Annotated in this window: 14 protein-coding genes; 9 read left to right on the top strand and 5 right to left on the bottom strand. The window is 69.3% G+C overall.

Annotation, left to right across the window (positions count from 1 at the left end; genetic code table 11):
* Window positions 1–115: 115 nt before the first annotated feature.
* The 3 genes from LG334_RS22170 (at window position 116) to LG334_RS22160 (ending at window position 7,119) form a co-directional block, all read left to right on the top strand.
* The gene (locus tag LG334_RS22170) at window positions 116–3,088 is read left to right on the top strand and encodes a PAS-domain containing protein (RefSeq protein ID WP_404381579.1); all 2,973 of its coding nucleotides are present in this window, start codon (window positions 116–118) and stop codon (window positions 3,086–3,088) included.
* 69 nt (window positions 3,089–3,157) lie between these two features.
* On the top strand, window positions 3,158–5,146 hold the full coding sequence (locus LG334_RS22165; RefSeq protein WP_404381577.1) for a response regulator: 1,989 nt from the start codon (window positions 3,158–3,160) through the stop codon (window positions 5,144–5,146).
* 92 nt (window positions 5,147–5,238) lie between these two features.
* Complete coding sequence (locus LG334_RS22160) at window positions 5,239–7,119, top strand: diguanylate cyclase (RefSeq protein ID WP_404381575.1); 1,881 nt, start codon at window positions 5,239–5,241, stop codon at window positions 7,117–7,119.
* A gap of 77 nt (window positions 7,120–7,196) precedes the next feature.
* Here the strand turns inward: LG334_RS22160 and LG334_RS22155 are convergent, their stop codons facing one another.
* The 3 genes from LG334_RS22155 to secA all read right to left on the bottom strand — a co-directional run bounded on the left by LG334_RS22155 (window position 7,197) and on the right by secA (window position 10,502).
* Window positions 7,197–7,415 (bottom strand): hypothetical protein, encoded by a 219-nt coding sequence (locus LG334_RS22155; protein WP_404381573.1) that lies wholly within the window; start codon window positions 7,413–7,415, stop codon window positions 7,197–7,199.
* Between the two features lie 57 nt (window positions 7,416–7,472).
* Window positions 7,473–7,688 (bottom strand): hypothetical protein, encoded by a 216-nt coding sequence (locus tag LG334_RS22150; protein ID WP_404381571.1) that lies wholly within the window; start codon window positions 7,686–7,688, stop codon window positions 7,473–7,475.
* 90 nt (window positions 7,689–7,778) lie between these two features.
* The gene (gene secA, locus LG334_RS22145) at window positions 7,779–10,502 is read right to left on the bottom strand and encodes a preprotein translocase subunit SecA (RefSeq protein ID WP_404381569.1); all 2,724 of its coding nucleotides are present in this window, start codon (window positions 10,500–10,502) and stop codon (window positions 7,779–7,781) included.
* Window positions 10,503–10,774: 272 nt separating this feature from the next.
* Here secA and LG334_RS22140 point away from each other — a divergent pair, with 272 nt between their 5' ends.
* The 4 genes from LG334_RS22140 (at window position 10,775) to LG334_RS22125 (ending at window position 14,751) form a co-directional block, all read left to right on the top strand.
* Entirely contained in the window at window positions 10,775–11,641 is an 867-nt protein-coding gene (locus LG334_RS22140; protein WP_404381567.1) for a peptidylprolyl isomerase, read from the top strand.
* Between the two features lie 112 nt (window positions 11,642–11,753).
* Window positions 11,754–13,007 (top strand): bifunctional glutamate N-acetyltransferase/amino-acid acetyltransferase ArgJ, encoded by a 1,254-nt coding sequence (gene argJ, locus LG334_RS22135; RefSeq protein WP_404381565.1) that lies wholly within the window; start codon window positions 11,754–11,756, stop codon window positions 13,005–13,007.
* Complete coding sequence (mutT, locus tag LG334_RS22130; RefSeq protein WP_404381563.1) at window positions 13,004–14,005, top strand: 8-oxo-dGTP diphosphatase MutT; 1,002 nt, start codon at window positions 13,004–13,006, stop codon at window positions 14,003–14,005. The genes argJ and mutT overlap by 4 nt, the downstream gene beginning before the upstream one ends.
* Window positions 14,006–14,205: 200 nt before the next feature.
* On the top strand, window positions 14,206–14,751 hold the full coding sequence (locus tag LG334_RS22125; RefSeq protein WP_404381561.1) for an NUDIX hydrolase: 546 nt from the start codon (window positions 14,206–14,208) through the stop codon (window positions 14,749–14,751).
* Between the two features lie 244 nt (window positions 14,752–14,995).
* On the opposite strand, the gene LG334_RS22120 is transcribed toward LG334_RS22125, so the two are convergent.
* Window positions 14,996–15,673 (bottom strand): class I SAM-dependent methyltransferase, encoded by a 678-nt coding sequence (locus LG334_RS22120; RefSeq protein WP_404381559.1) that lies wholly within the window; start codon window positions 15,671–15,673, stop codon window positions 14,996–14,998.
* On the bottom strand, window positions 15,670–16,602 hold the full coding sequence (gene ubiA / locus LG334_RS22115; protein WP_404381557.1) for a 4-hydroxybenzoate octaprenyltransferase: 933 nt from the start codon (window positions 16,600–16,602) through the stop codon (window positions 15,670–15,672). Before ubiA ends, LG334_RS22120 begins: the two co-directional genes overlap by 4 nt.
* A gap of 78 nt (window positions 16,603–16,680) precedes the next feature.
* On the opposite strand from ubiA, the gene LG334_RS22110 reads away from it, so the two are divergent.
* Window positions 16,681–17,454, top strand: a complete 774-nt coding sequence (locus tag LG334_RS22110) for a 16S rRNA (uracil(1498)-N(3))-methyltransferase (RefSeq protein ID WP_404381555.1) — start codon at window positions 16,681–16,683, stop codon at window positions 17,452–17,454.
* A gap of 62 nt (window positions 17,455–17,516) precedes the next feature.
* Complete coding sequence (locus LG334_RS22105) at window positions 17,517–18,893, top strand: glutamate--cysteine ligase (RefSeq protein ID WP_404381553.1); 1,377 nt, start codon at window positions 17,517–17,519, stop codon at window positions 18,891–18,893.
* The last annotated feature ends 59 nt before the right edge of the window (window positions 18,894–18,952 follow it).

The raw sequence follows: 18,952 nt of genomic DNA, 5'->3' as shown, positions 1-18,952 counted from the left end.
CGTCCACCGCCGGCGCGACCGGCGCCTTGTCTACCCCGAAAGTCTTGCTCCCACCGCGCCTGCGCGGCACCCTGTCGACACCGGCCCGTCGTGCCGGACGGAGGGACCAAGACAGATGCGAGACACAGACCCCATGGCCGCCCCGGCGGGCGTGCCGGGCCTGGACCTGCGTGCCCGGGGCCTGCTTGCGCCGGCGCTGATCCTGGCTGCCGCCTGCGCTGCCGCCAGCACGTCGGCGGTGGCGGGACTGGCGTGGCCGGCGGTTGCCGGCCCGGCCGCCGCAGCGGTCGGGGCGGTGCTGGCCCTGGTGCGGCGTGCCCGGAAGGCGGAGCGCGCCCTGGCCGCCGCCGCCGCCGAGATCGGTGCCGCCCGCGTGCGCGTGGAGCAGAGCGCCGACCTTCAGGCCCACATGCTGGACGCCGTGGAGTCGGTGTCGGAAGGCTTCGTTCTGTTCGGGCAGGACGGCCGTCTGATCCACTGCAACGAGCGCTACCGCAGCGCCTATCCGATGCTGGCGGACATTCTGGAGCCCGGCATCACCTTCGACGCCCTGCTGCGCGAGGCCGCCCGCCGCGGCGCCCGCGATCCCGACGACGACGGACCGCTGGAAACCTGGGTGGAGCGCCGCCTCCGGCGCCACCTGGAATCGCGGGCGCCGGCCGATGTCCGCCTGTCCGACGGCCGGTGGTACCGGATCAGCGAGCACGCCACGGGCTCGGGCGGCGTGGTCAAGGTGCTCATGGACATCTCGGAACTGAAGCGCCACGAGCAGGACCTGGCCGAATCGACGGCGCTGCTCCAGACCACACTGGAAAGCATCACCCAGGGCGTCGCCGTGTTCGATGATGCCCGCCGGTGCGTGACCTGGAACACGGTCTTCCCGCGCCTGACGGCCGCCGATCCCGATGCGCTGAAGGGGCGTGCCTTGTCCGACATCCTTGGTGCGGAACCCCTGGTGCCGCTGGATGCCGCCGCCGAGGCCTGCGAGATCACCGTGGGGGAGCGGCGGCTGGAAGTTCTCGTCACGCCCATGCCCACCGGCGGCAGCGTGGCCACGGTGACCGACGTGACCGAGCACCGCCGGCACGAGGCGGTGCTGACGGAACTGGCCACGGGCGTATCGCACCGGCGCGGGGGCGACGGGGCGGAGGACTTCTTCCCCGACCTCGCCGACAGTCTGGCGCGCGCCCTGGACGTGGACGGCGCCCTGATCGCCGCGCTGGAGGGCGATCGGCTGGTGCCCGTGGCGGCGGTGCGCGACGGCCGCCCGGTGGAGGTGGCGTCGCGGCCGCTGGTGGAGACCGCCTTCCACGGTCTGTTCCGCCCGGCCTCCCGCGACGGGGGCGGCGACTTGCTGTCCGGGACGATGGCGGAGCGGCTGGAGGACTGCGCCATGGCGCGGGACCTGGAGGCCGGCGGCACGCTCGTGCGGGTGATCCGCGGCGGCTCCGGCCATCCCATGGGGCTTGTGGCCGCCGTGCACGCAACACCGATCGAGCCCCGCGCGGGCGGGCGGGCCCTGCTGGACATTTTCGCCGCCCGCGCCGCCGCCGAACTGGACCGCCAGCGCGCCCTGGCCGCCTTGCGCGACAGCGAGGCGCGCTACCGCCATCTGGTGGAGCGGGCGCCCTACGGCATCCTCATGACGCGCGGTGACAGGGTGCGCTTTGCCAACGCCGCCGCCCGCGCCATCCTGTGCGACGATTCGCCGCTCGGCCGGTCGCTGGCGGACCTTCTCGGGAATGAACCGCCGCCGCCGGTGGAAGAGGGGGCGGGGGCCGGCATCGAAGCCATGGAGGAGCGGACCTTGCGCGGCGGCGGCCGGGCGGAGCGGCATCTGCTGGTGGGGCGCTATCCGCTGGCGCAGGAAGGCGGCGATGCGACGCTGGTGGTGCTGGCCGACATCACCGACCGGCGTTCGGCCGAACTGGCGCTCCAGCAGGCACAGAAGCTGGACGCGGTGGGGCAACTGGCCGGCGGCATCGCGCACGAGTTCAACAACATGCTGACAGCCATCGGCGGCTTCGCCCGCATGGCCCAGCGGCAGGTGGCCGAGACGGCGCGCGTCGAGTCGTGCCTGGCGGAGGTGGTCAAGGCGTCGGACCGGGCCGCGACGCTGACCGCGCAGCTTCTGGACTTCAGCCGCCAGCGCGGTGCCGAGCAGGCCGTGGTGATCGACGTGGTGGACACGGTGCGCGAACTGAAAAGCTTCCTGCGGCCCGTCCTGGGCGAGACGGTGGACCTGTCCATCGTGCCAAGGGTGGATGCCGCGCGGGTGGAGGTCGATCCGGCCCGGTTTACCCAGGCGGTGGTGAACCTGGCGATCAACGGCCGCGACGCCATCGCCGAGGCCGGGGGCGGCGACGGCCGGCTGGACATCGCCATCGACGTGGTGGATGCCTCCCGCGACGGCGCGTTGCGCGACCGGCTGCCTTCGCTGCGGGGGGAGCGGTTCGCGGTGGTGGAGGTGACCGACACCGGCACCGGGCTCGAAGCCGAAACGGCCACCCGCATCTTCGAGCCCTTCTTCACCACCAAGCCCCAGGGCAAGGGCACGGGGCTCGGCCTTGCGATGGTCTATGCCCTTGCGACGCACGCCGGCGGCGCGGTCGAGGTGGAGGGGCGCCCGGGACAGGGCGCGTGCTTCCGGCTCTACCTGCCGGCCGTGGAAACGCCGGCGGAGGCTGCCGTCGCGGGTGAGGCGGCGCCGGTGGTCGACCTGTGGGGCACCGCCCTGCTGGCCGAGGACGAGGCGCCCGTGCGCGAGTACCTGCGGCTGGTGCTGGAGGAGCATGGGATGGAGGTGGTCTCCTGCGCCGACGGCGAGGAAGCGCTGGACGTCTGGCGTTCCGAGGGCGAGGGCATCGACGTGCTGGTCAGCGACATGGTCATGCCGGGCCTCGGCGGACTTGACCTGGTCCGCGCGATGCGGGAGGACTACCCTCATCTGAAAGTGGTACTTGTTTCGGGGTATGCCGCCGAGGCGGAGGACCGGTTGGCCGACCTGGGGGAGGGGGTGACCTTCCTTGCCAAGCCGGTCGACCCCGACCGCCTGCTCGCTGCCGTTCGCGCCGCTCTGGACGCCTGACGGCCGGCGGCTGGGCTACGCCAAGCAAAAAGACCCGCGGCGGCGGGCCAGGAGGGATTGGACGGACGCATGAGCAGCCAGACGCAGACCGCCGGCGGGCCCACGGCCCCTTCCGCGGCACCGGACGGCGTCGACGCCGAGGCCGGGCCGCTTTGCGAAAGCGTGAACGACCTCTACCAGCCGGCGGCGCGCCTTATGATCGGGCGCCTGCTGGCACCATTCCTTGAGGGCCATCACGCCACGCCGACGGAGCTTCTGCACTCGCCGACCCTGCAGAAGCATGTGGAGGGGGATCGCCACTGGCAGGGCGCCCTGCAGCGCGCCGCCGACATCCAGGCCAAGCAGCTGGGCATCAAGCCGTCGGACCGGATCGGCACCCTGACGGCCCTGGCCGCCAAGGCGCAGAAGCGTACCCGCGCCCGCATCACCGAGAAGAAGCCGCCCGAGGCCAGGCCGGGCGGGTATTCCGATCAGGTGGCGGCCCTGCGGCAGGCGGCGGGCGACGAGGCGGAGGCGGCCTTCCTGGCCGACAGCGCGCTGACCCAGTATCTCCAGGGCGGCCGCGACTGGGGCGAGAAGACCGAGCGCATCCTCGCCCTGTGCGAGGGCGAGAGCCTGTCGGCCGAGGCCAAGGCGCGCGTCGACCAGGTGCTGGGCGAGGTGCTGCGCGCCGGTGGCGCCATTCACGACATCTGCGAGCGCGTCGATCCCATCAACATGGTGCTGGAGGACCTTCTGGTGATGGCGGGCGTCCTGGCGCCCGAGACGCCCCTGCTGGAGCCCGACCCGCCGGGCGGAAAGGCGCCGCCGGAGCGCACCCGGATCGATCAGGTGCTGCGCCTGCGCGCGGTGCTGGCCGACGAGGGCATGGAGCGCGCGCGCGCCGGCCTCATGGCGGCCCTGCACCATGAGCTGTCGCGCCGCGACCGCCTGCTGCCGTCGATGGCCGGCGACGCCTATGGCGGCGGCCAGCTGCTGGCGGAGCTTCAGCTCATCAGCCGCCTTGCGCAGGCGCTGAAACCGGGCGGACATGTCTTTTTGGGCGGCCACGCCACGGCGGACGCCATCGAGAAGCGGGTCGCCCGCATCGTCTCCACCGGGGCCCTGCAGGACATGCTGGCGGGCAAGACGGTTCTGGAGAAGGTTGAGACCCTGTTCGACATGCAGAAGATGGTCTTCGGCGCCTACGCCCGGAAGATCGTCGAGGAGTACCTGCGCAGCTTTCTGGAGGACCGCGACTTCGCCGGCCGGCTGCTCGACAGTTCCAAGACGCGCCTGCGCAAGCTGCGGTCGGTGGCCGACGTGCAGCGCCGGGTGAAGGCGTCCCTGTTCCCCGCCGAGGAGCGGGTGAACTGGGCGACCATGCTGGACCAGGTGCAGCTGACTTTCATCCGCACCAATCAGGTCTTCGCGCCCTTCGAGAAGGACAAGCCGCCGCCGCAGAAGGTGCTGGAGACGCTGGACCTCTGCGCCGAGGGAGCCTTCACCGAGGGCGAATGCGTCAAGCGGGCGCGGGCGCACCTGACCCGCTATGCGCAGCGCCCCACCGTCATCCGCGAGTTCCTTGCCGGCGCCAGCGACAGTGCAGAGGGCGCCAAGCGCCTTGCGCTGCTGGGCGAGAAGATGCGCGCGGCCGGCGTGCCCTTCGTCGACGTAACCCGGATGCGCGTGATGGTGGTGGAGGACGAGGAGGCCTCGGCCAGCTACATCCGGATGGTGTTGAGCGACATGGGCGTTTCGCAAATCACCAGCGCCGAAGACGGGCACGAGGCCCTCGACCTGTTCGCCGAGCAGGACGATGCCTTCGACCTCGTCATCTCGGACTGGATGATGCCGCGCATGTCGGGCATCGATCTATTGAAGCAGGTGCGCAGCACCCATCCAAAGCTGCCGTTCCTGATGGTGACGGCGCTCGCCACGCAACCGGCGGTGGAGGAGGCCATGGCCCACGACGTGACGGCCTATATCGCCAAACCCTTCCCGCCCGAGCAGTTGGAAGAAAAGGTGATGGTTCTCATGAACCGGGGCCACCGCGGCCCCGAGGGCCGCAAGGGGTGACCTTCGACAAAGGTCGGCAAGGGTGAGAGGCTTTGTTAAGGTCGCAGCCCTTAAGGTTTTGGCAGTTTCATGAAGGAAGGTCTGGGAGACGCATGAAGGGACGCGCAATCGCCTGGAGCGCCTTGGCGCTGGCTGCCTGCGCTACGTTGTCCCTGGGCTTGTGGGTTCTGGACCGGGACGGCCGCGCCGAAGCCGTGGAGAACGCCTTCGAGTTGACGCGCGCCCGTGTCGCCGTGGCCGACGCCCGCGTCTCCGGCGCGCTGGGCGAGGTGTCGCAGGTTCTGCGCAGCGTCGAGGACTACCTTCGCGTGCTCGACCTGCCGCAGCGGCTGAGGCAGGAAGACCAGTTGTTCGTCGCGTCCCGCGCCGCCGACCAGGAAATCACGCGCGAAATGATCGTCGTGTCGTCGGCCGGCGAGATCATCGGCCATTCCGGCATGGCCGTGCCGCCCGTCATCAACGTGTCCGACCGGGACTACTTCCGCGCCTTCGCCGACCGTCGGCCCGAGCGCGGCCTGTTCGTCGGGCGCCCCATCACGTCGCGGACGACGGGGCAGTCGGTCATTCCCGTGGCGCGGGGCATTTACACCGAAGCCGGTTTCTTTGCCGGCGTGGTGGCGGCCGCCGTCAAGCCGGTGGACCTGCTGCGTGTCCTTCCCGCCGCCGGCCCGGCGAATGGCACCGCGGTTCTGCTGCGCGAGGACGGCATCGTGCTGGCGCGCGAGCCGTTCAACGACGACTATGTGGGGCGCGACGCTTCACAGGCGCCGCTGTTCACCCGCTACCTTCCCGCCGCGCCGGAAGGGTCCTTCGCCACGGTTTCCCCGCTGGACCAGCGGGAGCGGCTGGTGTCCTACGAACACGACCCGCAATGGGGCACGGTGACGCTGGTGAGCGTCGGGCGGCCCGATGTCCTGGCGACCCATGACGACATGACCGGCGCCTACCTCATGATCGGGGGGATGGGCAATGCGTTGCTCGTGCTGCTGTTCGCCATGGTCTACCGGCAGACCACGCGCCGCCGGCGCGCAGTGGAGGCCCTTCTCGAAAGCCGCGCTGCCCTGGCCCGCCTGAACGAGGAACTGGAGGCCCGGGTGGTGGAGCGCACGCTGGACCTCCAGCACAGCGAGGCCCGCAGCCGTGCCTTCATGGATGCCGCCCACGACGCCGTCATCGTCACCGACCAGGACGACAACATCCTGGAATTCAACCCGGCGGCCATGCGCGTGTTCGGCTATTCCGACTGGCAGGTGGCCCGGCTGCGGTTCGGCGACCTGGTGCCGGACTACGATCCCGACCGGCCCGAGGACGCCGTGGCGCGCCACGCCGACGGGCGCCTGTTCCCGGCCGAGTGCTGGGCGGGCGAACTGGCCGGCGATGCCGAGGCCGGCAGCATGGTCTTCATCATCCGCGACATCTCCCGCCGCAAGCGGGCGGAGGCCAAGCTTGTGGAACTGGCGACGACGGACGGGCTGACCGGAGCGCTGAACCGCCGCGCCTTCATGGAGCGCGCGACCGAGGCCCACGCCCTGGCGCGGCGCCACGGGCGGCCGTTTTCTATCGCCATGATCGACGCCGACCACTTCAAGGCGATCAACGACACCCACGGCCACGAGGCCGGCGACGCCGTGCTCAAGGCGCTGGTGACGGCCATTGCGGGCGAACTGCGCGAAACCGATGGGCTGGGACGGCTGGGCGGCGAGGAATTCGCGGCCATGCTGCCCGAAACCGACCACGCGGGCGCGGCGGTTGTGGCGGAACGGATTCGCCTGGCGGTGGCGGAGACGCACGTTCCCTACGAAGGCATTGTCTTGTCCATGACCGTCAGCGTGGGCCTCGCCACGACGGATGCCGGGACGGGCGAAACTCTGGAAGGGATTTTGAAGCGCGCCGACGATGCGCTTTATGCGGCCAAGACCAAAGGCCGGGATCGTGTGGTGACCGCCGAGCCGCCGCGGCAAACGGTGGTGTAATCACCGATGGCGGCGCGGGTGCGCCGGCCGGCGCCCGACGAGTGTGCATGGCCAAGGCCCCGCATTTCGCGTGGGCATCACACCACGATGTTGAGGTACGTTCCGCGCGGAGCGTCGCGGTCGAAGGTGACGCCGTCGATGCGCACATGATTGCGGTGGCGCGGCCGGTCGTCGGGCGACTCGCGCTCCTCGATGGAGTCCCAGAAGGCGGAGGAGGACGCGCGGCGACGGTCGCGGGCACCCGAAACGGGCGCCCGACTGGCGGGGCTTCCTCCGACGCGGCCGGGTCCGGCCATGGCTCAAACGTCCTTCCGGTAAAGGAAAATGGCGCCGCCGGAGCACCGCGCGCGGCGTCAGGCGGTGGTGTTCACCTGCGTGCCGCGGCCCTGCGCGGCGTCCATCAGGGCGCGGGTCTGGGCGACGGATTCGGCCACCGCCTCAACCTGCGCCAGCGCCGACTGGGTGGCGGCCTTGACCATCTTGGTCGCCAACTGGCCCTGGACCTGCTGGCGGATCAGTTCGCCGCGCTCCTCGGCCCGGTTGACCATGTTCAGGCTGTCGATCGACATGGTGCGACTCTCTCCCCATGATTCGGATCAAGGATACGCCCAATGGCGCATCCTTTCAACCGAGGGCGGGACATGCGCGCCGGCGCGGCCTCAGGCGAGGGCGCCGTGGCAGTGCTTGAACTTCTTGCCCGAGCCGCAGGGGCAGGGCTCGTTGCGGGCCACGCGGCCCCAGGTCTCGGGGTTCTTGGGGTCGCGGTCGCCCGACTGCATGGCCGGATGGCTGCGCGGCACACCCGGCACGCCGCCGCCGCCGACGGCCTGCTGCGGCTCGGCGTGTTCGGCCTGCATGGGCGCCTCGCGCTCCTGCGGGCGGATCTGCTCGGGCTTGCGCTCGGTCTGCAGTTCCACATGCGACAGGGTGGTGGTGACGCGCTCGCGCAGATGAACCAGCATTTTCTGGAACATCTCGAAGGCTTCCGCCTTGTATTCGTTCAGCGGGTCGCGCTGGGCATAGGCCCGCAAGGAAATGCCCTGGCGCAGGTGGTCGAGCCCCAGCAGGTGCTCCTTCCAGACCGTGTCCAAGATCTGCAGCAGGATGGACTTTTCCACCATGCGCCAGATGTCCGGGCCGTAGTTGGCGGCCTTGGCGGCCATGCGCTCGTCGGAGGCCTTGGTCAGGCGCTCGCGCACTTCTTCCTCGGCGATGCCTTCCTCGTCGAACCACGCGGTGATGGGCGCGTCGATGGCCAGCACCCGCAGGGTTTCCTCGTGCAGCAGCTTGGCGTCCCACTGCTCGGGCATGGCCTTGGGCGGGATGGCGCGGTGGACCATCTCCTCGATGACCTCGTGGCGCATGTCGACGACGTCCTGGTGGATGTCTTCCGCCTGCATCAACTCGCGGCGCTGTTCGTAGATGACCTTGCGCTGGTCGTTCATCACGTCGTCGAACTTGAGCAGGTTCTTGCGGATCTCGAAGTTCCGCGCTTCCACCTTGCCCTGGGCCTTTTCCAGCGCCTTGTTGATCCACGGGTGGACGATGGCCTCGCCTTCCTCCAGGCCCAGGCGCTGGAGCATGCCTTCCATGCGCTCGGACCCGAAGACGCGCATCAGGTCGTCTTCCAGCGACAGGAAGAAGCGCGAGGCGCCGGGATCGCCCTGACGGCCGGAGCGGCCGCGCAACTGGTTGTCGATGCGGCGGCTTTCGTGGCGTTCCGTGCCGATGACGAACAGCCCGCCGGCGTCCAGCGCGGTGTTCTTCTTGTGCTCGATGTCGGCCTTTATGGCCTCGACCTTGGCGTCGTACTCGGGCGTGTGGGGCTCGAGTCCCTCGCACTCGCGCCAGACACGCAGTTCAAGGTTGCCGCCCAGCTGGATGTCGGTGCCGCGGCCGGCCATGTTGGTGGCGATGGTCACCGCACCCGGAATGCCGGCGTCGCCGACAATCTGGGCTTCCTGGTCGTGGAAACGGGCGTTCAGGACGTTGGGCTTGATCTTTTTCGTCCGGCGCAGAAGATCGGCCAGGTATTCCGACTTCTCGATGGAGGTCGTGCCCACGAGCACCGGCTGCTGGCGCGCGTTGGCCTCGGCGATCAGTTCCACGATGGCGTCGTACTTCTCGCGCGCGGTGCGGTAGACCTCGTCGTCCTGGTCGTCGCGAACAAACGGCTTGTTGGTGGGAATTTCCACCACTTCCAGCTTGTAAATCTCGGCGAACTCGCCGGCTTCGGTCATGGCCGTGCCGGTCATGCCGGCCAGCTTGGGATACAGGCGGAAGAAGTTCTGGAACGTGATGGAGGCCAGCGTCTGGTTCTCGGCCTGGATGGTCACGCCTTCCTTGGCTTCCAGCGCCTGGTGCAGGCCCTCGGAGTAGCGGCGGCCTTCCATCATGCGGCCGGTGAATTCGTCAATGATGACGATCTTGCCGTCCTTGACCACATAGTCCACGTCGCGCGTGAACATCATGTGCGCCTTCAGCGCCTGGTTGGCGTGGTGCAGGAGGCTGACGTTGTCGATGTCGAACAGCCCGCCTTCTTCCAGCAGCCCGGCCTCGCGGAGCAACTGCTCCATGTGCTCAGTGCCCTGCTCGGTGAAGGTGATGGCGCGGGCTTTCTCGTCCTTCTCGTAGTCCTCTTCCGTGAGGCTCGGGATCAGCGCGTTGACGGCCGTGTACATGGCCGAACCGTCTTCCGCCGGACCGGAGATGATGAGCGGGGTGCGCGCCTCGTCGATGAGAATCGAGTCGACCTCGTCCACGATGGCGAAATTGAAGGGCCGCTGGACCATGTCCTCCAGGCGGAACTTCATGTTGTCGCGCAGGTAGTCGAAGCCCAGCTCGTTGTTGGTGCCGTAGGTGACGTCGCAGGCATAGGCCGCGCGGCGCTCGGCGTCCGACATCTCGTGGACGATGCAGTCAACGCTCAGGCCCAGGAAGCGGTAGACCTGGCCCATCCAGTTGGCGTCGCGGCGGGCCAGGTAGTCGTTCACCGTCACCACGTGCACGCCCTCGCCGGACAGGGCGTTGAGGTAGACCGGCAGAGTCGCGACAAGGGTCTTGCCCTCGCCGGTCTTCATCTCGGCGATGCGGCCCTGGTGCATGACGATGCCGCCGATGAGCTGCACGTCGAAGTGGCGCATGCCGAGGCTGCGCTTGGCGCCCTCGCGCACCACGGCGAAGGCTTCGGGCAGAATATCGTCCAGTGTGGCGCCGCCGGCCAGCTTCTCACGGAACTCGGCGGTCTTGCCACGCAGGGCGTCGTCGGAGAGCTGTTCGAAGTCGGCTTCGAGCGCGTTGATCTGGTCGACGGTCTTGCGCAGAGACTTGACGATGCGGTCGTTCGCGGTGCCGAAGATCCGCCGGGCGATGGCGCCGATCATGGGGATGGTTACCTCGGACGTAGACTGTAGAAGAGAGGCGGACGCCTTTCCGGACGGTGAAACACATAGAGCGGCCCCGCTTCTGTGTCAACGCGGGCGGGATGCGGCGGCCCATGCCGGGGCGGACCTTGCGGGCGGGCGTCCGATGTGGTGATCTGTCCACCCTTAATTTCGCCGGAAAGCTGTGGCGGTCTTTGTGCCGCCTTGCGCCGCCTCCGGCGTTGCATAAACGAAAGCCACTTTATCACCCAAGGCCCCGAAGGAGCCCGTCCATGGTATTCAAGTCCCTGCGCGCCGCCCTGTTCGCCACCGCCGTCGCCCTGCCGGCCGTCATCGCCGCGCCGGCGCCGTCCTTCGCCCAGGACGAGGACCCGGTCGTGGCCCGCGTCGGCGACCAGGAAATCCGCCGCTCGGAACTGCAGTCCATCAAGCAGAGCATGGCCGAGCAGGTGCCGCAGGTCGCCATGATGCCCATGGAGGCGGTCTTTCAGCCGCTGGTGGAGCGCGCCATCGACAGCATGCTGCTGACCCAGGCGGGCCGCGATGCCGGCCTCGCCGACAGCGAAGAAGTCCAGAAGCGCCTGGACGAGGCCAAGAGCCGCATCGTCCAGCAGGTCTACCTGGAGCAGATGATCGATGACGAACTGACGGACGCGCGCATTCAGGAAGCCTACGAGCAGTTCAAGCAGCAGACCCCGGAAGAGCCCGAGGTGAATGCCCGCCACATTCTTGTCGAGACCGAGGAGAAGGCGCAGGAGCTTATCGACAAGCTGGAAGGCGGTGCCGACTTCGCCGAACTGGCGAAACAGGAATCCACCGGCCCGTCGGGTCCCAAGGGCGGTGAACTGGGGTGGTTCAAGAAGGGCGACATGGTCGAGCCCTTCGCCGCCGCCGCCTTCGCCATGGAGCCGGGTGCCGTGAGCGAGAGCCCGGTGCAGACCCAGTTCGGCTGGCACGTCATCAAGGTCGAAGACCGCCGCACCGCCGAGGCGCCGCCGCTGGAGCAGGTGGAAGGCCAGTTGCGCCAGCAGCTTGCCCAGAAGGTGGTGGCCGAGAAGGTCCAGGCCCTGCGCGAGGGCACCGAGGTCGAGATCTACGGCCCCACCGGCAAGACCGAGGGCGACAGCACCGCCGAGTAACGGCATACTGCGCGCCACGCGGACGCAAGACCGGCGGCGGCTTCTGGTTCAGGAGCCGCCGCCGCGCCGTCCGGCCCGTTCCCAACCCCGTTCAGCGAGCCCCGTGTCGATCATGAAGGTGCCCGTTTCTCCCCTTGCTCCCGCCCAGTTCCCCACCATGCCGGCCATGACCGGCGTGTCCTTCGCCGCACACGCCTGCGGCATCCGCTACGCCGACCGCGACGACCTGCTGCTGATGGTCCTGCCGGCGGGCACCACGGCGGCGGGCGTGTTCACGCGCTCGAAGTGCCCCTCGGCGCCCGTGGACTGGTGCCGTCAGGCGCTGGAGGACGGCAAGCACCGCGCCCGCGCCGTGCTGGTCAATGCCGGCAACGCCAATGCCTTCACCGGCGCGGCGGGCATGGAGTCGGTGGAGCGCACGGTGAAGAAGGCGGCCGAGGTCATCGGCTGCGATCCCAGCCACGTGTTCGTTTCCTCCACCGGCACCATCGGCGAGGATCTGCCGGACGAGCGGATCACGAAGAACCTGGAAACGGTGTTCGCCAAGGCCATGACCGAGGGTGAGGCCGGCCGCGACTGGAAGCGCGCGGCGGCGGCCATCATGACCACCGACACCTTCCCCAAGGGTGCGACCCGCACCGCCGAGATCGACGGCGTGACGGTCACGCTGAACGGCATCGCCAAGGGTTCGGGCATGATCGCGCCGGACATGGCGACCATGCTGTCCTACGTGGTCACCGACGCCGCCATCGGGCCCGATGCCCTGACGGCGGTGCTGCGCAAGGCCACCGACAAGACCTTCAACTGCATCACTGTGGACAGCGACACCTCCACCTCCGACACGCTGATGCTGTTCGCCACGGGCTCGGCCGGCAACAAGCCGGTGAAGGACGCCGACGACAAGCGCCTGAAGGGCTTCAAGGCCGCACTTGAGGACCTGCTGCGCGACCTGTCACACCAGGTGGTGCGCGACGGCGAGGGTGCATCGAAGTTCGTGGAAATCCGCGTCACGGGGGCGGACGGCAACAAGGCGGCCAAGCGTGTCGGGCTCTCCATCGCCAACTCGCCGCTGGTCAAGACGGCCATTGCCGGCGAGGACGCCAACTGGGGCCGCATCGTCGCCGCCATCGGCAAGGCCGGCGAGAAGGCCGACCGCGACAAGCTGGCGATCTCCGTCGGCGGGGTGACCATCGCTGCCAAGGGCCGCGCCGTGGAGGGCTATGACGAGGCGCCGGTGGCCGCCCACATGAAGGGCACAGACATCCTCATCGAAGTCGACCTGAACATCGGCAAGGGCAAGGCCACCGTGTGGACCTGCGACCTGACCCACGGCTACATCGACATCAACGGGTCCTATCGCTCATGAGCAGCCTCCCCGGCCTGGGAGACGACGCGGACGGCGGCTGCTGGTCGGTGTTCCCGCTGACCACCGCCCGCCTGCGCCTGCGCCCCCTGCGGCTGGAGGACGCGCCGGCGGTGCGGACCTGCGTCTCCAGCCCGGCGGTGGCGACCCGCACCATCGACATCCCCCACCCCCTGCCCGAAGGCGCCGAAATCGTCTTCCTGCGCGAGGTCGTCGACGACCGCACCGCGGGCAGGGGCGTCGTCTGCGCCGTTGAGCGGCTGGAGGACGGTACGCTTATCGGCGCCTGCGGGCTTTTGCGCGTCGATCCGGCCGCCGGCACCGCCGAGGCCGGCTACTGGATGGCCGAATCCGCCTGGAACCGGGGCTACGCCGGAGAGGCGCTGGCCGCCGTGCTGGCCTATGCCTTCGACGACCTGAAGCTCGCGCGCGTCACCGCCACCGCGCTTGCGGACAACGCGGCCTCGCTGCGCGTGCTGGAGCGCGCCGGCTTCCGCCTTCTGGGGACGGAGGAGCGCCCGTCCCCGGCGCGCGGTGGGCCGTGCGTGGTGCGGCTGGCGGAGATCACCGCGGAAACCTTCGACGCCGCGCGCCGGGTGCGGCTCAAGACCGTGCTGGTGGCTGCGGTCGCCCTGGTGGATGCCGACAACCGCATCCTTCTGGCCCAGCGGCCGGCGGGCAAGAGCATGGCCGGGCTGTGGGAATTCCCCGGCGGCAAGGTCGACCCCGGCGAGACGCCGGAACGCGCCCTGATCCGTGAACTGGACGAGGAACTGGGCATCGACGTGACGGGAAGCTGCCTCGCGCCGCTGACCTTCGCCAGCCACGGCTACGCCGATTTCCACCTGCTTATGCCGCTTTATGTCTGCCGCCAGTGGAAAGGCCGGCCCGAGCCGCGCGAGGGGCAGAAGCTGGCCTGGGTGCGCGCCAACGCCTTGCGCGACTATCCCATGCCGCCGGCCGACATTCCGCTGATCCCGATCCTCCAGGACTGGCTTTAGAGCGGGTCTCGGCCACGCCCGTGGACGAGTCCCGCGAACAGGGTCGCAAGTGCGACCCCGCGCCGGTCAGGCGCGCGAGGCTGCGTGCCGCCTGAACGCCTGGTGCCGCAAAGCGGCACTCAAAAGGACCAGCGGGCTTGTCTGGCATGGCTGAAGGCCGCACATTATCCGGCATGACCGACAGGATGCGGACTTCTTCCATGGATGACGTCACCGAGGCCCCGCGCGGCCCCGTGGTGGAGCGCGTGCCCGAAGGCGACGAGCGGCCGCGGATGGTGTGCGACGACTGCGGGTTCATCAACTACGAGAATCCCAAGATCATCGTCGGCGCCGTGGTCACCTGGGGCGACAAGTACCTGCTCGCCCGCCGCGCCATCGAGCCGCGCAAGGGTTTCTGGACTATCCCGGCCGGCTTCATGGAACTGAACGAAAGCGCCGAGGCCGGCGCCGCCCGCGAGGTGATGGAGGAAGCCCAGGCCGAGGTGGAGGTGGGCGCGCTGCTGGGCGTCTACAGCCTGCACCACATCAACCAGGTCCACCTGATCTACCGCGCCGAAATGACCGGCCCCGCCCACGGGGCCGGCTACGAAAGCCAGGAGGTCGCCCTGGTGGACTGGGCGGACATTCCCTGGTCCGACCTGGCCTTCCCCTCGGTCCGCTGGGCCCTGGAGGCCCACCACCGCCACCGCGGCGAGACCAACTTCGCCCCCGAGACATGCCCGGAAATTCCGCACCGGATCGAGTAGCTGGTTTGCGCCGGAGGTGGACCCCCTGCTTTCGAGGCTGTCAGGAAATTGGCGGGTTGCCACCAGAGGTGCCGCAAGGGCGGCTGACGGAGTGTGCGGGCCCCCGCTTTCGCAGGGGAGGCGGGTTTTTTAAGTTATTGTTTTAAAGAAAGAAATTACCCGTCTTTCCTGCGAAAGCAGGACTCCGAACATGGTGCTGACCATCCGGGCGGGTCTGGGCGGCAGCCCGAGCGACGCCGGCCGCTCACTCCTCCGCCAGCACCCGATACACCGCCGTCGCCCGCCGGTCCCGGTCTTCCAGGTCGGTGTCGGTGGGAACGATCATTTCCGCCAGCGTTTCCAGCCCCGAAGACGGTCGGTAGGCGCGGCCGGGGTCGGCCATGATGACCGTCGCACCGTCGGCCGCCCGCGCGCGCAGCCAGGCGAGCACCTTTTCCGCCATGGGTTTCTCGTAGCAGACGTCGCCGGCGACGATGACGTCCCACAGGCCGGCGGCGGTGGGGCGCGTCTCCAGCACGTCGTCCTCGCGCACCGTCAGCCGCACGCCGTTGGCCTCGGCGTTAAGCGCCATGGCGCGGCGGGCGACGGGGTCGATGTCGACGGCCTCCACGGTGGCCGCGCCGGCCAGTGCGCAGGCGATGCCGATGAGCCCGCTGCCGGCGGCGAAGTCCAGCACGCGGCGGTTCCGCACGATGTGGGGGTTATCGAGCAGGTAGCGCGCGGCGGCCTGCCCGCCGGGCCAGGCGAAGGCCCAGTAGGGCGGCGGCACGTCCAGCGACTCGAGCTGGTGCTGCGTCGCCTGCCACAGCGGCGTGACTTCGGTCGCCAGGTAGAGCCGCACCTCGGGCACCAGCGGCGGGCGCGAGAGCGCCGTCTGCTCCCGGATGAAGGTGTCGTGGCTGCGGGCGGCCGCGCAGGTCACGCCGGACCGGCGCCGGTGGCCTGGCCGACGATGATCGCCGCCAGGAACATCCAGCCGAAGTAGCGGTTGGACTTGAACTTGCGCAGGCAGTCGGGGCCGTTGTGGATATCCACGTCCACCGCCTGCCACAGCAGTTGGCCGCAGGCCAGCAGCGCCAGCGGATAGAACGGCCATCCCTGCCCCGCAAGCCAGCCGGCCAGGATCAGCAGGGTCGACGTTACCGCGTAGGTGAGGAAGAGGAACGGGACCGTGCGCTCGCCCAGCTTCAGCGCGGCGGACTTCACGCCGATGATGATGTCGTCCTCCTTGTCCTGGTGGGCATAGATGGTGTCGTAGCCGAGCGTCCAGAACAGGCCGGCGATGTACATGACCACGGCGGCGGGATGCAACTCGCCCTGCACGGCGGCCCATCCCATGAGCGCGCCGAAGTTGAAGGTCAGCCCCAGCCACGCCTGCGGCCAGTAGGTGATGCGCTTCATGAATGGGTAGGTGCCCACCAGCGCCAGCGATGCCACGCCGAGCATGATGGTGAAGGTGTTCAACTGGATCAGCACCAGCAGGCCGATCAGCAGCTCCAGTCCCAGGAAGGCGAGCGCGCCGAACACTGTGACGGCGCCCGAGGGGATGGGGCGGGCGGCGGTGCGCTCCACCTTGCCGTCGAAGTTGCGGTCCGCCAGGTCGTTGACGGTGCAGCCGGCCCCGCGCATGACGATGGCGCCGACGCCGAACAGCGCCATCAGCCCCCACTCGGGCCAGCCCCCGGGCGACGCCATGGCGATGCTCCACCAGCAAGGCAGCAGCAGGAGCCAGGTGCCGATGGGGCGGTCGAGCCGCATCAGCTTGAGGTAGGGGCGCAGGCGCGCGGGTGCGAACCGGTCCACCCAGCCGTCCACGGGCATGTCGCCGACGAGAAGTTTGCTATTCGCCATGGCCCGATTCATATACAAGGACCGCCCGTCGCTCAAGCCGGCGGAGTCGCGACCACGCCGAAAGAGGTGCCCGCTTCCATGTCCGAGACGCTTGTCCGCCCGCGCTATCGCCTGTTCGTGGAGGCGGACCTGGCCGAAGGGGCCGCCGTCGACCTTCCCCAGGCCCAGGCGCACTACCTGGGCACGGTGATGCGCGCGAAGGAAGGCGAGGCGGTGGCGCTGTTCAACGGCCGCGACGGCGAATGGCGGGCCGAGATCGCGCGCGTGTCCAAAAAGGCCGCGACACTGACGGTGGCCGGGCGGATGCGGCCTCAGGCGACCGGGCCCGATGCCTGGCTGTGCTTTGCACCGTTGAAGAAGGACGCCACCGACATGGTGGTGCAGAAGGCCGTGGAACTGGGCGTCTCGCGCCTTCAGCCGGTGATGACCGCGCGCACCAATGCCGCGCGCTTCAACGCCGAGCGCGCCCGCGCCAACGCCATCGAAGCCGCCGAACAGTGCGAGCGGCTGACCGTGCCCGAGGTGGCGGAGCCCGTCAGCCTGCCCGACCTTCTGGCGGGCTGGTCGGAGCGCGCGCCGGGGCGACCGCTGTTCATCGCCGACGAGACGGGGCGTGGCACTCCGCTCCCCGACGTGGCGGCGGGGTCCGGTGGGGCCATTGCGGCTTTCCTGATCGGGCCGGAGGGTGGTTTCGCCCAATCGGAACTTGACCATTTGCGACGCCTGGACTTTGTTGTTCCGGTCGGCCTCGGCCCGCGAATTCTGCGCGCCGAGACGGCCGCGCTTGCCGCGTTGACCGTCTGGCAGGCGGTGCGCGGCGACTGGCAGTCCGGCGGCCCCGCCTTCCGCTGAAGCGCCGGGCGGCTGTGTCGCGTTCCTTTCATCTTCAAGCATTCCCAGCGGAGCCATCGTCCATGTCCGGACCCTCCAAGCCGAACCTGCAACCCGTCACCGGCCGCGACGACCTGGTGGCCTGGCTGGAGAGCGGCTGCAGGCCGGCCGAGGACTGGCGCCTGGGCACCGAGCACGAGAAGTTCTGCTATCGCCTGTCGGACAAGGCCCCGCTGCCCTACGCCGACACGGGCGGCGGGCCGGGCATCCGCGACATGCTGAAGGGCCTGGAGGCCTACGGTTGGGCGCCGGTGACCGAGGGCGAGAACGTCATCGCCATGACGCGCCCCGACGGCAGCTCCATCAGCCTGGAGCCGGGCGGGCAGCTTGAGCTTTCCGGCGCGCCGCTACGCACCGTTCACGAGACCTGCACCGAGGTCACCACCCATCGCCGCCAGGTGCGCGAGGTGGCCGAAAGCCTGGGTGTGGGGCTCATCGGGCTGGGATTCGCGCCTACCTGGACGCGCGACCATATGCACTGGATGCCCAAGGGCCGCTACGCGATCATGAAGGCCCACATGCCGCGCGTCGGCACCCTGGGGCTCGACATGATGCTGCGCACCTGCACCGTGCAGGTGAATATGGATTTCGCCAGCGAATCGGACATGGTGAAGAAGTTCCGCGTCGCCAGCGCGTTGCAGCCCGTGGCGACGGCGCTGTGGGCGAATTCCCCGTTCACCGAGGGACGGCCCAACGGCTACCGCAGCTACCGCGCCCACATCTGGACGGACACGGACTATCAGCGTTCCGGCTTCCCCGAGTTCGCCTTCGAGGACGGCTTTGGCTTCGAGCGCTATGTCGACTATCTGCTGGACGTGCCCATGTATTTCGTCATGCGCGACGGCAAGTTCGTGGATCTGGCCGGCCGCTCCTTCCGCGACTTCATGGAGGGCAAGCTGCCCGAGTTGCCCGGCGAAACGCCCACCATGGGCGACTGGGCCGACCACGCCTCCACCGCCTTCCCCGACGTGCGCATGAAGAAGTACATGGAGATGCGCGGCGCCGACGGCGGCCCGTGGAGCCGGCTGTGCGCCCTGCCGGCCTTCTGGGCCGGGCTTCTTTACGACACCCAATCGCTGGATGCCGCCTGGGACCTGGTGAAGGACTGGACGGCCGAGGAGCGCGCCGCGCTGCACGCCGCCGTGCCCAGGACCGCCCTGCGGACTCCCTTCCGCGACGGCACGGTGCAGGACCTGGCGCTGGAAGCCCTGCGCATCTGCCGCGACGGGCTTGGCCGCCGCTCCATCCTGTCGGCCGACGGCGCCGACGAAAGCGGCTTCCTGGAGCCCCTCCAGCGCATCGCCGAAAGCGGCAAGACGCCGGCCGACGAGCTTCTCGACGCCTACGAGAAGCAGTGGAACGGCAGCCTGGAACCGCTGTGGGCGGCCTACGCATATTAGGGCGGCGCGAAACGAGGGGTGATCCCACTCGTTGATACGGCAAGGACCCGTATCATCGG

The organism is Caenispirillum salinarum, assembly GCF_044803115.1.
Classification (GTDB): domain Bacteria; phylum Pseudomonadota; class Alphaproteobacteria; order Rhodospirillales; family Rhodospirillaceae; genus Caenispirillum; species Caenispirillum salinarum_A.
The sequence above is the reverse complement of the archived record's forward strand: the minus strand, read 5'-3'. Positions and strand labels throughout refer to the sequence as shown.

What these genes read in the sequence shown, in the direction of transcription:
- LG334_RS22170 (WP_404381579.1), top strand. Translation starts at nt 116, where the DNA reads ATGCGAGACACAGACCCCATGGCCGCCCCGGCGGGCGTGCCGGGCCTG.
- LG334_RS22165 (WP_404381577.1), top strand. Translation starts at nt 3,158, where the DNA reads ATGAGCAGCCAGACGCAGACCGCCGGCGGGCCCACGGCCCCTTCCGCG.
- LG334_RS22160 (WP_404381575.1), top strand. Translation starts at nt 5,239, where the DNA reads ATGAAGGGACGCGCAATCGCCTGGAGCGCCTTGGCGCTGGCTGCCTGC.
- LG334_RS22155 (WP_404381573.1), bottom strand. Translation starts at nt 7,415, where the DNA reads ATGGCCGGACCCGGCCGCGTCGGAGGAAGCCCCGCCAGTCGGGCGCCC.
- LG334_RS22150 (WP_404381571.1), bottom strand. Translation starts at nt 7,688, where the DNA reads ATGTCGATCGACAGCCTGAACATGGTCAACCGGGCCGAGGAGCGCGGC.
- secA (WP_404381569.1), bottom strand. Translation starts at nt 10,502, where the DNA reads ATGATCGGCGCCATCGCCCGGCGGATCTTCGGCACCGCGAACGACCGC.
- LG334_RS22140 (WP_404381567.1), top strand. Translation starts at nt 10,775, where the DNA reads ATGGTATTCAAGTCCCTGCGCGCCGCCCTGTTCGCCACCGCCGTCGCC.
- argJ (WP_404381565.1), top strand. Translation starts at nt 11,754, where the DNA reads ATGAAGGTGCCCGTTTCTCCCCTTGCTCCCGCCCAGTTCCCCACCATG.
- mutT (WP_404381563.1), top strand. Translation starts at nt 13,004, where the DNA reads ATGAGCAGCCTCCCCGGCCTGGGAGACGACGCGGACGGCGGCTGCTGG.
- LG334_RS22125 (WP_404381561.1), top strand. Translation starts at nt 14,206, where the DNA reads ATGGATGACGTCACCGAGGCCCCGCGCGGCCCCGTGGTGGAGCGCGTG.
- ubiA (WP_404381557.1), bottom strand. Translation starts at nt 16,602, where the DNA reads ATGGCGAATAGCAAACTTCTCGTCGGCGACATGCCCGTGGACGGCTGG.
- LG334_RS22110 (WP_404381555.1), top strand. Translation starts at nt 16,681, where the DNA reads ATGTCCGAGACGCTTGTCCGCCCGCGCTATCGCCTGTTCGTGGAGGCG.
- LG334_RS22105 (WP_404381553.1), top strand. Translation starts at nt 17,517, where the DNA reads ATGTCCGGACCCTCCAAGCCGAACCTGCAACCCGTCACCGGCCGCGAC.